9 protein-coding genes are annotated in these 14270 nt (G+C 36.1%); all 9 read right to left on the bottom strand.

The window, feature by feature from the left end:
* Positions 1 to 100: 100 nt before the first annotated feature.
* The 9 genes from CLOCL_RS14310 to CLOCL_RS14350 all read right to left on the bottom strand — a co-directional run bounded on the left by CLOCL_RS14310 (position 101) and on the right by CLOCL_RS14350 (position 14257).
* Positions 101 to 1141, bottom strand: coding sequence for a hypothetical protein (locus tag CLOCL_RS14310; protein ID WP_014256019.1), 1041 nt, complete (start codon positions 1139 to 1141; stop codon positions 101 to 103).
* A gap of 92 nt (positions 1142 to 1233) precedes the next feature.
* Positions 1234 to 1671, bottom strand: a complete 438-nt coding sequence (locus CLOCL_RS14315; protein WP_014256020.1) for a VOC family protein — start codon at positions 1669 to 1671, stop codon at positions 1234 to 1236.
* Between the two features lie 40 nt (positions 1672 to 1711).
* A complete protein-coding gene (gene pglX, locus CLOCL_RS14320; RefSeq protein WP_014256021.1) occupies positions 1712 to 5347 on the bottom strand; it encodes a BREX-1 system adenine-specific DNA-methyltransferase PglX in 3636 nt (1211 codons plus the stop codon).
* A 185-nt stretch (positions 5348 to 5532) separates the two neighbouring features.
* The gene (locus tag CLOCL_RS14325; protein WP_014256022.1) at positions 5533 to 6288 is read right to left on the bottom strand and encodes a gluzincin family metallopeptidase; all 756 of its coding nucleotides are present in this window, start codon (positions 6286 to 6288) and stop codon (positions 5533 to 5535) included.
* A gap of 111 nt (positions 6289 to 6399) precedes the next feature.
* Positions 6400 to 7236: a DUF1848 domain-containing protein gene (locus CLOCL_RS14330; RefSeq protein ID WP_014256023.1), complete on the bottom strand. Its 837-nt coding sequence runs from the start codon at positions 7234 to 7236 to the stop codon at positions 6400 to 6402.
* A gap of 403 nt (positions 7237 to 7639) precedes the next feature.
* A complete protein-coding gene (locus CLOCL_RS23275) occupies positions 7640 to 7891 on the bottom strand; it encodes a hypothetical protein (RefSeq protein ID WP_014256024.1) in 252 nt (83 codons plus the stop codon).
* A 548-nt stretch (positions 7892 to 8439) separates the two neighbouring features.
* Complete coding sequence (gene brxL, locus CLOCL_RS14340) at positions 8440 to 10470, bottom strand: protease Lon-related BREX system protein BrxL (protein WP_014256025.1); 2031 nt, start codon at positions 10468 to 10470, stop codon at positions 8440 to 8442.
* 12 nt (positions 10471 to 10482) lie between these two features.
* The gene (gene pglZ, locus CLOCL_RS14345) at positions 10483 to 13041 is read right to left on the bottom strand and encodes a BREX-1 system phosphatase PglZ type A (RefSeq protein WP_014256026.1); all 2559 of its coding nucleotides are present in this window, start codon (positions 13039 to 13041) and stop codon (positions 10483 to 10485) included.
* Between the two features lie 55 nt (positions 13042 to 13096).
* The gene (locus CLOCL_RS14350) at positions 13097 to 14257 is read right to left on the bottom strand and encodes an RNA-binding domain-containing protein (RefSeq protein ID WP_014256027.1); all 1161 of its coding nucleotides are present in this window, start codon (positions 14255 to 14257) and stop codon (positions 13097 to 13099) included.
* Between the last annotated feature and the right edge of the window lie 13 nt (positions 14258 to 14270).

Genomic DNA, 14270 nt, shown 5'->3' on the forward strand with positions numbered 1-14270 from the left:
GCTTCTATATCATATTATAACAGTAAATAGCATTTGAGTAAATTAATTCGAAATAGAGCAATTTCTTTATTACAATAAAGACTTTATTATTCTTGCATTCTTACTCTGTAATTTCAATGCTTTTTCCCATATCAATAAGCAACTTCTCATTTTTTTCGTAAAACTCCTTTGAAACATCGGCATACAATTCGCAACGTATATTTTGACCGTATATTATTATCTGAAGTTTAACCCTGTCTCCGTCTTTTTCAACAATTTTATAACCTTTATTATTATTTGAAGCAGGAAAATCTTCTACCAGAATTCCTTTATTTTTTGCCTCATCAATTTCCATTGTGTCAGTACCAATACCTAATAAAAATCCGCCATAAACTCTTATATCTGCCTCTTCAGTATCATATAGAAAAACTCCGTCACCTGCAGGAGGTTCATCGGATATATGCCAGAAATCGGGATAATTAATGCTATAACCATATTTGACATTATAATATGTATTAAACTTTGCAGCAGTGCTGCTCTCATTTTCTTCAGTAAATTGTCTGCTGTAATACTCGTCATCCGGATTATCGCTAATTTTCCAGTAATATTCCCCATTAATCAGCAGTTTGTTCTCATAGGGCGAGTCAGTGGCATTTTCTATTTGTCCGATACTATATTCAATAATTTCGGGTGGATCAATTTTCTCTTTTTGAATGGTTCCGTTAATTATACTATATTCTGAAGTTGCCGATGGAGATGACTCAAAAAGTTCACCCCCGATTACAACTGTTTTTTCATCAACGGAAAGATTTAATTTGTTCCCATTGACAGTCCACTTACCGGATATATCCAATACCCGCTTTTCTTCATCATATTGACTGTAATATAACTTAAAACTGCTATCCTTGTAAAAAAAGAACATATCATTATACCCACTGCCTATTGAAGGAGCGGCATGCCATATTCCTATTAGCTGCTGTCCAATTAAATTATCATATTTTTCCGGGGCATCCGTTTTCAACGGGGCATCAGTCATCAAATCACCTGATGTTGGAATAGGCATATTTCCATTGCTATTGCCGTTACATGCGCACAAAAAAGTCAGAATCAAAGCTAAAGGCACAGTAAATAAATTCTTTGAGAATCTTTTAAAATCAACCATTTTTTATCTCCTCATTAAACCTATTATAATTTAGGGTATAAATTCAACAATTATATTCTCGTATTTTTGTCCCCCTTACTAAAGAATTAATTTTATAATTTATCCCTTTTTTCCTCCCAAAGTCTCATACGTTCTTCAAAGCTCACTTCTCTGTGTATCTGATGCAGCATCCATTGATAACCGAACTGGTCGGCAAACACAGCATTGGATAAACCGTAATCAGGTATTTCAGTGATGGGCTGAGTCTCCTTACATCCTGCATTAATAGCCTTTGCAAAGGTTTCTTCAATGTCAGGTACCATTACGTTAAACCAAATTGTATTGGGTTTATCCGGGTCCGGAGCTTTAAGTCCGAATTTTGGGTTTTCATCCAGCATGTGAAAACGTACTCCATACAGTTTAAAAACAACTTCATTTTCGCCTTTTGGAAAATTGGTAACCTCAACCCTCTCTATATCAAATATTTTTTCATACAATTCCAGTGCTTTCAAACTGTCTGACACAATCATATCAATTTCTACTCCAACCATTTTAACACATCCTTTCTTGAAAATTTTTATTTGCTTTAAATTAAATTTTAGCCAATAAGTCTGTCTTCAATGCCTTTCTGTCATTTCCCCGGGGAATCTCAATCCCCTGGAACCTTGCATAGTTTACTTTTATCCCAGCATCTAAGTCAATCTCTATTCTTTGATTTGCAGCATGGGCAATTACCTGGTCATATAGCCGACACTCTTCCATTTGCTTTAATATTTTTTCCTTTTTCTTTCTTGCACCGGCTTTTTCTCTTTGGGATGCATCGGAATCTATAATAATATCCAGTCTCTTAATCTCCGCTTCATAGGATTTTTGCAATTTATGAAGGTAATCGGTTCTCACCCTTGCCACTGTAAACTCATCATAGCGGTGCATATAAATGAGTGCTTTAAATCCATTTTCCTTACCGGAATCAAAAAGCCAATATATAGGCCTTTTTTGGTATACCTGCACGTGGTCTTTATAGAACTCCCTGAGAAAATACCTTCTTATAGCCTGCCTTGAAGTTTCATCCGCCTTTTTACCTACGGTATCGGCAATATAATCAAGGTTTTCCTCCAAAGTCTCTTCGCCAAATGTTACTTTAAGAAACTCAATAAATCTTTTGACAATATCGTCTTCAAAATATTCATCGTCAGTGACAGGTATAATATTATCCATATCGGGTATAAAAGCAGCATCCACCCATAAATCCTCAATTACTTTTCCTTCATCATCTTTCACTATCCTTCTGACTTTCCACTTTCCGTCCTCATTTTTCCATTTATCCTTAAATTCGCCACTGGCATAGATAAGTCCTTCTGCATCAATGGAATATCTTCCAAACATACAGCCAACCGCATAGGAAATAAAGGACTTGATATCTCTTACTCTTTCGGCTTTTCTGACGGTTATATCCCTATCCTCCACCTCCGGTGAAAGTTCATCCTGCAAGCCATATATTTCAATGAATATCCGGTTAAGTTCCTCTTCATTGGCTTTCAACCGGTTAAACTGTTCTTCTGCAAAAGCAGCCCAATTATTGAAAGCCTGTTGTACAGTGCTGCTATCCCCTTTATGGGCAAGTAGCGGATGTCTTTTAAAGTCCCAGGAGGTTTCAAAAGAATCCCAGTCAATTCTTGCTATCTGAATATTATCTTCTGCTAATGAATTGATTCTATTCCCGGCATCCTCAGATTTCGCAAAAACTACAGGGAATTTGGCAATTTCACCCGACTGATAGTTAACGGTAGGGTTTAATAACCCCAACAAATAATCAAATATATTGCTGTTTAGCAATGCCAAATAGTAAAGTCTATCTTCCTCATCGGTAAACAGACAGCAGCCGCCATTGTCAAAGATAAATCCGTATCCGAAAATCCTAATGCTGAATTTACCTGTCGAAACAGTTGACCAGGTTAATCCCGGTTTCATAAAGTAATGGTAATTTGCTATAACCGCTGTAGGAATTTTTCTAATTTCTTCAGCGTCATTCTTCCAGTCAATCAAATAATAGTTATTTCCATACCACTTTCTGTACCCGCCGCCTTTGTTGTAAGGAAACCATCTTCTGACAATTGTTTCTTCCTTGATTATTTTTTTTGCATTAAAATTCACTTTGTCAATATCAACTTCAAACCATAATCTCAAAAATCTGTCATTGTCAGATGTTGAGTTACCTTTTCTCGGGTACGCTATATCTCCAAGTTTTATACTGTCTGAAAAAATATTTTTTACCTTCGGACTGGCCCAATAGGCAATAGGTGCACCCTCTATTTTGAAAAATTCATCACTGTTTACCGTATAATAATTATTTCTGTTAAACAGGTTTCTCCTTTTTTCTTCCGAACTCATATAATCACACAGTCTTATATATAATCCATTATATCCTCTTACTTTAATTTTCGAAATTGTAAATGAGACAGACTGTACCACTTCCCCTCCAATTTCCTCGAAAGTCCTTGTTCCAAGATGAAGCATATTCTTTATAACAGTTAAGTTCAATATTTCTTTCCTCAATTCCTCAAAACCGGACAGAAACATCCATGAGTGCTGAGTTATCATGGAAACGTAATTCTTTGAGTAATTTAAACATATCTTAATAAACACGGCGAACAAATCGTTTCTGCCCGTGGTATAACTGTCTTCAACAAATTTGGCCAGCTTGGAATTCATACCTCTTCTTCCGAGATAAGGCGGGTTGGTACATACCGCATCATACTTTTGGCTCATTATTCTTGCCTGTTTAACCAATGGCGGTATTTTTTCAAGAATAATATTTCTATATTGATACTCAACTAAATCCTGAACTTCTCCTTTCTTTATCTCTTCCAATCTACTCTCAATGGCATCAAAATCAACAGGCTTTACTTCAAGTAAAGAGCCATATTCCTTTGCATCATGAAAAACATTTATGAGATACTCCACATCTTCTCTGAGTAACCGCTTTTCTATCTCTGTCTCCCCAGTATTTACAAGATAGTCTATTGCCTCTTTCGGAAAACCATTGCTTTCCTGTATGGCACATATATTAACTTTTACCTTTTCCTTAAATATTCTTCTGCTCTTGCTCCTTGCCTTCATCATAACCGCAAAATATGCCAATTGAACGGCTCTGTCATCTATGTCCAGACCGTACAGGTTGTTTTCAAGGATGAGTTTCGGAATATCCCTTTCCGAATATCCTGCATTCCTGTAAATATCATAGAGCAGATCAAAGGCATACACCAAAATATGCCCGCTGCCCACAGCAGGGTCTAAAACCTTTATATCCTCCGGCCTTATATTCTTGCTCTTTGCCCAAATTTCTTCCAACTGCTTTTGAACTTCAGGTTCCTGTTCAGCTTCCTCAAGGTAATATTTCCATTTGCTCTTCAACTCTTCATCGGGATGTCCTTCAAGCCACAGTCTTCCCAAAGAGTTCTCCAGCATGTATTTGACAATCCAGTCCGGAGTAAACAACTGGGTTGCAGCAGGAAGGTTTTCTTTTGTTATCTTTTTATTCTTCTTTAACCCTTCAAAAACTTCATCCTTTTTTTCGGATATATAATACTGGTACATCCATCCAATAACTTCCACTTGTTCTTTAAAATCTTCCTCGGATATATCCTCCACCAAACGCCTTATGACAGACCCTTCGGCAAGAAGGTTTGAAGGCAGCAAAATTTCACTATAATCCTCAATCTTCTCAAACAATCCGGGAAAAATTTTATTCAAGGCATTGCATTGCTTTATCAGAAGGTATCTGTAAAGTGACTCGGTATCATTTTCATCCTGCAATTTATAAACCAGTTCCCGGTCCAAATCCAGGTCAATATTTAATGCTTCTTTAATAATGTCCGGTTCCTTTTTGCCCGGTTCAACCGATGACAGGATTCTCACCCCTGTGGGAAGGTAATTGTTAACCTCCATGAAACGCAGAGCAATAAATCTGTTAAACCAGGTATATGCCACTTCCTCTATTACATTGTTATATCCTTTTTCCTCTATCCTGGACACTAAACTTTTTCTTTGCTCAATCTCTTTCTTGCTAAGACTTCTGTCTCCTATTATTGCAGTATCGGATGTGGCAAACCCAGGAAGCTTAATTTCCTTTTCGGTTATTCCCAATTCATAAGCCTTTTGCTTTATATCTTCAATTAGCTTCTTCCTTGCCCATACAGCAAATTTTTTTATCACTACTTTATCCATGTTTCATTCTCCTTAAAATTCTCTATGTTGATTTACCCGGTTTGTTACGTTCAATTGGATTAGAAATATTCAAAATTAATTCCTTCTGTCATAACTGTATCCTTATTTTGAATAATCAAAAAAACTGTTTATTCCGCAGCTATTATTATAACCTTTTCAATCGCTAAAATCTCAGTTATTCTTTATTAGTAATTATCTCTGACGTATTGAGCCCATTGCTTGTATATCTCTTCTTCAGACACACCGAATATTTCTTCATAGGCTGAAGGCTTCTTTATCAAGTCCATAACTTTATTCATACCGTAATTTTTATCCAGAAACTCAATGTATGTGTAAGAAAAGGGATAAAGCCCTTTATTGCCAAATTTTATGGGATTGCTTATTTTTGTATCCTTTATATCCGGCACATCTCCCAATGGATAATTAGGTTTTGCATTACCTGACAGGTAACCTGCCAATCCTTCATTTAAGAATTTAGGTGTCTTTTTATTTATCTGATAAACTACCGTATGGACATATTCATGCACAACTGCCTGAACTATACTGTCATAATCATGCGCAGGTCCCGGATTTAGCGGTGAAACGATAATGACCTTATCTTTTACATTATCTCCGATATACCATTTGGGGCCAATAATTCTACATATATTACCGTACTTTTTTGTCTGAAAGGTTTTCTGGTCGGGATAAATATATATTTTAGTTTTCTCAGTTCGGCTAAAATTCATGTCAGAATTAATTTTTTTGTATGCCTCCTCCAATAACTCTGCCATGTCCTGTGCTGCTTTTTCATCTTGCTTTTCATAATATAAAACAAAGGCATCGGTCTCCATAGATACCATTTTACTCGTTTTTAAATTGAATGTAGGCAGAAAATTAATTATTGCCAAAAACACAAGTGCAGTGATAATGATCGATAAAATTTTTATTCTTTTCCTCATAAATTTCCTCCCATCTTTTGGGCAAAAATCAAACACTTTACACTACAATTACCTTCATAAAACTTAAGACTATATTATCCATGCTTTTTCTTTTAATCAAAACCACTTCAATTAATTTGCATAGCAATAAAGGCATCCGTGCCCGCAGCTTTGTCCGCTGTATCCACCGATATCCCTTGACCGGGTGCAGCCGCATTCTTTCCTCTGTCCCGCATCTTTTGCACGGGAAGCTCTTTTACCGAATAATGCTTCAAGATAAGCTCCGTCTATGCAATGGCTCTTTTTTACTCCATGGACTCCTTCAATAACAGGACTGCTGCATGTATAAATGGTAATCCCGTATTTATCGGCAATCTCAACTAGTCGACTTACAACCTCAATTTGTTTGTGTTGTGAAGGTGGAGAATAATCAAAATTGGCTCTTTTAAGTCTTTGTTCTACTTTTTTATATAAGCAGAGAAAGCTTATCGTACAGCGATTTACTCCAAAAGAAGAAATGTCTCTGCACAAAGCATCAAACATTCTAAGTCTTGCTTTTACAAAGTCATCAGGCGTAGGTTCCTTTTCTCCTTTGAGACTTAAAATTATGGGGTCAAATCTCCAGTTGATTTGCTGCGGTGAATACCTCAAAGCCAACTGTTCCATTTGCCTTACCGCCTCATTGGTGTCAATGACCTTTGGCTCCAAATACCTGGAATATCCCGTGATGGTAAACTGAAAGTACAGATTATACAATGACAAATACTTTGGGTCTTTAAGCACATTGGCAAAGGACTTAGACCACAGGCAAATAGAATGCACCTTATCACAAGACAAGTTCACCATGTATGTAGAATTATTGTAAGGATTTCTCACCACTGCATATTTATTTTTAAGACATTCCTGGAGCCAGTCATAATAAAAGGCAGGAATATCCGTTCTTCTGCTGCAGCTAATTATCTCAAGCACTGATTTTTTAATTCCTCCATAAACTAATATCTTGAAGTATTATCGTATTGGACATTTATGTTAAATATCACATAAATGTCAATTTATTTTGATTATATATTACCTTTTACTTACTAATCAACCTCCCTGCACCATTTAAAACGTTTTCAAAATAAAAAAAAGAAAGAATTTTGGTCTCTTTCCCTAATGGTTATGCAGCAATATTACTTGCAATGCCTGGATTCAACTTTAGCCCTTATAACACTCTGAAATCAATCTCACTGCTTCCTCAATCTCATTTTCGTTTTTAACAATAAATCGATGCTACTCAAATCCACCATTATATATATTTCCAAGATTAATAAGTTTAAGAGTTTCAGAGTAAACATTCTTACCATCTGTCCTAATATCTACTATAATTTTATTATGTAATGGACGTAAAGTTAACATACAATAATTCTGACTCTTTCTCCCAATTAAATATGGTTTTTTGAAATCTTATGCTAGTCTCTTTCATATTCTTAACATAACCTTCTTTGTTGCAAGAATATTTTGAAATTTCGATAACTAATTTTATCAGCAGGTCTTGTAATTCACGACTACAATTCTTAAATATTTTGGAAAACTCTGAAGATTCGGATATCTCTTCTAGAAGACATTCTTTTGTTATTGTCATTCCCAACACCTCCAACTAAGTTTATGTACATTTCTCTAAATTCAAATTATCATTAATTCATCTACCATAATTTTAACAATTACTCTCTTACTGCTTTACAAATCTAGATAATTCATATGTTTATTTTGATATTTTAGATTTATTTTAAATATCGTAGTTCTAATAAAAATGTTTACTCAAATTTTATCTAACGGACTTATAATCCAGATTTTTATACTTCCTTCTCACAATATCAAAATCCATACAAGTAACTATGTAAATATAAAAGCATACTCTCTCAATTTATTCAGACAATTGCTGACAGTAAAAGAGAATATGCTAAACATATGCACAAACTTATGTTATACATTGATAAGCTAGATACATAGAATTAAGCTTTCTTAATTTATATCAACCTTTTACAAATCCGATGTGAAATAAGAGCAGCATACTTTCAAAAAGCTTCTCCGCTAATAACTTCAACATTTCCATGTAGTCGTTCATGTTCCATACAATATAAAATCCACTTATTTCAACGGTTCTTTGTACACTTATAATAATTATTCATGTTACTCTACGCCCAAGGCCTTAAATACCGCATCCTCCGGACTCTGATAGAATGAAATTTGAAACTTTGCAAATAGTTCAGGAGGAACCGTCGGAATATCTACTGCAGAACTCATTGGAATCAACACTTTTTTGGCACCCGAATCAAAACACACCTGCAGTACATTTGCCAATTCCTCAACTTTGGTAATGGTACCGCCTATGCTAAGTGAACCTAATACAACCAACTGACTCTGTGGCGGCTTGCCCAGCGCTCCTGAACATAAAGCCACAAAAGCTGCCAGTGCAAGTTCTGAAGTCATTCCTACCCCGTTTATATCCTGTACATGCATTAAATAGTCCTTCGTGGTAATACTTATACTTCCGCTTATATTTTTACTATTAGCTCTAAAGTATCTGAAAGCAGTTTCTATACTTTCTTTTGCTTCCCTGTCAGAACCAAGGCCTGTTTTTTCAAATTTACCGTTGCCCGATATTACCTGGGTTTCAATCTTATAAGTTCCTATTATGCCGGATTTCCCTCGGGCAACTGTATACAGATGTCCGGGTTTTCCCATACCTTCAGGGATTATTTTGCCACCACCCTGTTCGGGAACCGAAACAAATTCTTCTGCCATTGTTTCATTATCAATATAGGAAAAATGGACATCATAAAACTCCATACCGCCAATCTTTTTTAGCTGTTCCTTCACACGTCTTCTTCCTATCAAAGCATAACGCAGTATCTCTTCAATATCATCCTTTGTAAATTCACCGTTGGGATATATGAGTTTTACAAGCCCTGAGACAGTTTTTCTCACCGCAATAACGTCCCTTTGGTTAAGGTTGTTACCCAGTAGGAAATATTTATCCAAGGCATCGGAGAAAGAACGCTTTCTCATCTCCCTCATAAACTCAGATATATAATCAGTAATAAAGCCGTATTCGTCCGTAAAAAACTCTGGACGCATTTTCGGTATCTCCCAACCGGGAACATAGTAATGCATTCTGTCAAAAAACGCACTGTCATTTGCCATAGCTTCAGGGAAGGGCTCAAAAAGATGGGATGTTTTAAGCAGTACATCAACACTTTGGTTAATGTTACCTACAAACACCATGGAGGCAGAGGCATTTTTTTCTTCCTTTCCTCGAGCGAAGGAACCTGAAGCCATGTAGTCCTTCATTATCTGAATTCCGTCTTTATCCTTGAACGTAATCCCTGCAACCTCGTCAAAAGCTACACAGTCCCAAAGCCCGACAAGACCTATTTGCCTTGAAGCCATATTGTAAAACAAATTGGCTACAGTTGTCTGTCCTCCTGATACCAGAATGCTGTTCGGGGAAATTTCCTTATACACATGGGATTTACCGGTGCCTCTGGGTCCTAATTCACACAGGTTGTAATTGTTCTCCACAAGCGGTATCATCCTGGCTAATAGATGCCACTTTACCGGGTTTTCCAACCTGGTAGGTTCCATTCCTATTGACCGCAAAAGCACATCTATCCATTCATCCTTAGTAAAATTTTTTCTTCCGTTAAAAATCTCTTCCATATCAAGGTTGGGCATCTGTATAGGTGTCAAATTGCTTATATTGAAAGGGCTTGTCCCTTTAGCTTCTTCGTCGTAGTAATAATCCATTTTTATAATACACCATATGCCACCACAGAGGAGCTTTTCATATTGCTTTACATAAGTAGGGGATATAGCTACCCCTTTAATACCCAAATTTGAAAACTCTGCCTCATATACGTCCTTCTTTTCATTGAGCTTTACACCAACCTTGTCAATAACGGTATATTTTCCTATTTCCCTTATCTTAGATTTAACTTTCTCTGCTTCATCGGGGCGCACAAAATTATCGGCTAAAATTCTCTTTACCGTTTCAACACCTTCCCGGATTCCTTCTTCATCATCAGTGGCACAATACATACCCAAAAGATATTCCAGGACATATACCGGCACATTGGCCCCCTCTTTTATTTTTTTTGTAAGATCTTTTCTTACAACCCTGCCTGCAAAATATTGATTCAGCTTTTTGCTTAATTCATCCATTATCTCAACCCCTTAGAATCCGAAATCATCGCTTATGGCTATATCGATAATAAAAGGTATCCGCTCGTATATCTTTTCTACTGTTTCTTCCTCATCTTCCATAACAAGATAGTATTTCTTGGTCTTGTCATACTTTCTGTTCTTCAATACAAACTTTTCTCTGAAACTCCTGTCTTCATAATTTTCGGATTTACTATCGGCAATAATTATATTTTCGTTGGATATCCGGTTGTTATCCTCATCCACAAAATATACTTTAAGCCTTAGCGGAATACGCTTATCCTCAATTTTCTCAGTCTGGAAAAACTCCAAATAAGAAATGGTATTGGTGATTTTCCTGGTTATGCTGGTGAGTTTAACATCGACCTTTCTCAATTCATTTTTACGATCCTTGCTTCTGTCATTCTTAAACTTGATAACAGGAATAAGAATTTCCTGCAAGGATGTACCGCCATGCACATAATTGGCCCCTGCGCCTTGCACTTTAAACCTGTTTATGCCCCTAGGAGATATATATTTGAGGTTTGAGCCGGGTTCAAGCAAATACTCCATTCCAAAAGTCATAGTACCTTCCAGTTTCAAAGGCTTGGTGCTCAATACAAACCTTCTGTTTTCATATGCATCTTCAATGGAACCTTTGGTTATTTTATCGCTTTCCGTCAAATTCCCACGCTTATAAATAAAGCCGTGGTCAGAAGTAACAACAATGTTTGTAGCACTAACATTATTAACCAGATCATTTATCAACGCCATTAATTCTTTATAGGCTTCCTCCACTGCATCAAAAACTTCCCTTTCGGTTTTATCATTGTCGCCTCTGGCATCAACGGTATTGTGGTATATGTAAATCAATTCTTTTCCGCTAAAAAATTTTCGCATTTCATCCCTCTTCATATCGACAATATCGGTAAACTGTACAGCTAATGATTCCTTACTGTAATTATTCAGTATTTTGTTCCGGTTTCCCGTACCCTTTGAATCTATGTCGTCCACGTATACTTTAAATTCTTCGTCTATTGAAATGGATTTGTGGGGAAGAAGGGATGCCATTCCAATTGAAGTATTGGAGGGTATACTTCCCTGCATATATAAAATCTCCGTTGAACCCTTTCTCTCCCTGTTGAGCAAGTCACAAAACTCCTTCGCAGCCTCAAAACGAAGTCCGTCGGAAATAATGACAAAAACCCTCTCACCACGGTTGTTGAAAGGCTTTATATAAGTGCTGTAAAAATCCTTCTGCATTATCATACCTGGGATTTTCCAGTCTTCCTTTAAAGTTTCGAGACTGTCAGCCCATTTTATGGAAAGTGTATTGAGATAACCGTTGACATATACATTTTCAACTTTATCCTTTAATTCCATCAGAAGTTCCTTGTTACTCAAGCGATCAAAGGATACATAAAACTTTCTGTAAGCAGTATCTATTTTATAATACTCCTTCGAATACTTTTCCATGAACTCCAACGGAGAATACTGTTTTATTTCACTGCCTGTCCTTTTCCAAAAGTCAAACAGGTCAATGGCCCAGTAAATACACTCATATTCGTATTTATATAAATTATACCAATGTTTTGTCCTTCTTTCCTGAATAATATCCCTATATTTTTCAAATTCCCCAATATCAGCGACCAGTTGCTCCTTAAGCTTTTTTACAATCGTCTCATCAAAAACTTTGAAAGTGTCACATCGTATATAATCTTCCACTTCCCAGTTTTTAATGTATTCACTTAATTTTAGCTTCTCTTCAATATTGTTTGCCAATCTGTCATAGCTTTCCGAGTAAAGGGAGTGGTTCATAAAATTGCTCAAGAACACCACGCAGTCAGCCTTTTTGGAAGAAATGTATTTCCTCCAGTTTTCAGGTATATCACCGCTTAAGGAATATGAAACATTGGTAACCAGCAATAATATGGCCAATTTCTCAAGATCCGGTTCATGATCGGTATATCCGTAATACTTGTCTGCAAGTTTCCACAGTACGTCCGTCCTTCCGAACTTCTCTATAGCTTCCAGATACTTGTTGCTCTTAAAGTCCTCTTCCATCAAAAGAACTCTCAAGACTTCGTCAAAATCCGGATAAGGCAGCCGGCACAATGCTGACAGTACAGCCACATCAATTATTTCTTCGGTGTAATTCTCTATTTCATAACTTTTGAAAATTTTATACCTGTCTTTGTTGTTGAAGAATTTTATATACTTTCTGAAGGTGCTCTTTAAGCTATCCTCTGAGACATTCAAATCCCTCATGATAACAGTTGCCTTATCGGTGGAAAATTCCATACTGTATTTTAGCACATCCAGCAAATAGTTTTCCCTTGAGCTTGGCTTCCCAAAAGGTGCATAAATAAGGTAATTGGATTGGGTATCTGCTTTTTCCAATTGGTATTTAACAAAAAAAATATTATTGTCACTCAATGTAAGTATTTTGGCATTTTCAAGTTCCAGGGAATCAATATCTTCTTTGAACTCTCCGTCATCATCATACCAAAAAACAATATGACGTTTTTTCCCGTCAGTTAATTCTTTATTAAAAGCATCTTCAAGCAATGTTTTTATCTGTTTTAAATCCATCAAATATCACCTTTTTAACAGTTTTGCACACTATAAATTTTATATATAAACCTATTTATGCCTTATATATTATTAAAACAAATTCTTCACCCTGCTCCATAAGTAACGGCTCTTTGGCTCCTGCTTCTTTCATTTTCTTCAGTATCATAGGTATCCCTCTTCCCAGTTGATCAATATATCTCATATTTTCCATGTACTTAACTAGAAAGGGATTTCGGGCATAGGATACACCTATTTTCATTTTTTCTATTGTAACTGTATTTGGAAGCCGTCCCGGGCTTCTGAACTCAATTCGGTCGTTATACATTAACACCCTTATTTTAGAACCACTTATGCTGTAATTTCTATGTACAAGGGAATTTACGACGGCCTCTCTAATAACAAGCATCGGATATTCTTCTTTTTCTTTCCTCTTTAAACCATCTATCACCGATGGAACAAGCATATTATTTTTTAAAACAACCATTAGCTGTTCTGCAACATCCTGAATTCTTCCGATTATTATTTTTTTATCGATCAATTCATCGGAAATTTCATTGCCATTAAAATGGGCAAAGCTTACACCGTTCTGCGGAAGATGCTTTTCAGGATTCTTACCGAATATCAGCAATCCTCCCACAGTACAAAGCTTCCGTCCGTCAACTTCCTTTAAAATGTCTGCATTTACAAGTATTCTTTCAACAGATTCGCTAGACTCCTCAAACAAATCAAATGTATTATACTTCATAAAATAATCCCTGATAATATCAAGGTTTAAATCTTTCATTGATGTTCCTTCAACAGGTGAAATATCAAAATGAAGACTTCCACTTGCTTCAAATAGCCGTAGCAACTCTTCTTTTGATGCAATTCTCTTTGTAGTCCCTACACGAATATAATATTTATGGTCAACAGTATAATAGGGTTTGTTTTGTCCCTTAGGCACAGAAATAACTGCAATTTTTTTCCCCTCAATTTCAACAATTTCACAGAAAGGTACAATATGAGGAATACAACTGCTTCTGCAAATATTCATCACGGTTTCTTCTATTTTATCGTCGCTTACCCCTTTAATATTTCCTTCATCATCAACTCCAATTAGAATAATGCCTCCTTCTGAATTAGAAAAAGCAACAATCTCTTCGGCTAATTCTTTTGCTCTTATATTTTCTTCTTTAAATTCAATATATGAATTTTCTCCATCCTTAATTATTTTCTTAATTTCATCTATGTTCATGTTGCACCTCCTG

This window comes from Acetivibrio clariflavus DSM 19732, assembly GCF_000237085.1.
GTDB classification, from domain to species: domain Bacteria; phylum Bacillota; class Clostridia; order Acetivibrionales; family Acetivibrionaceae; genus Acetivibrio; species Acetivibrio clariflavus.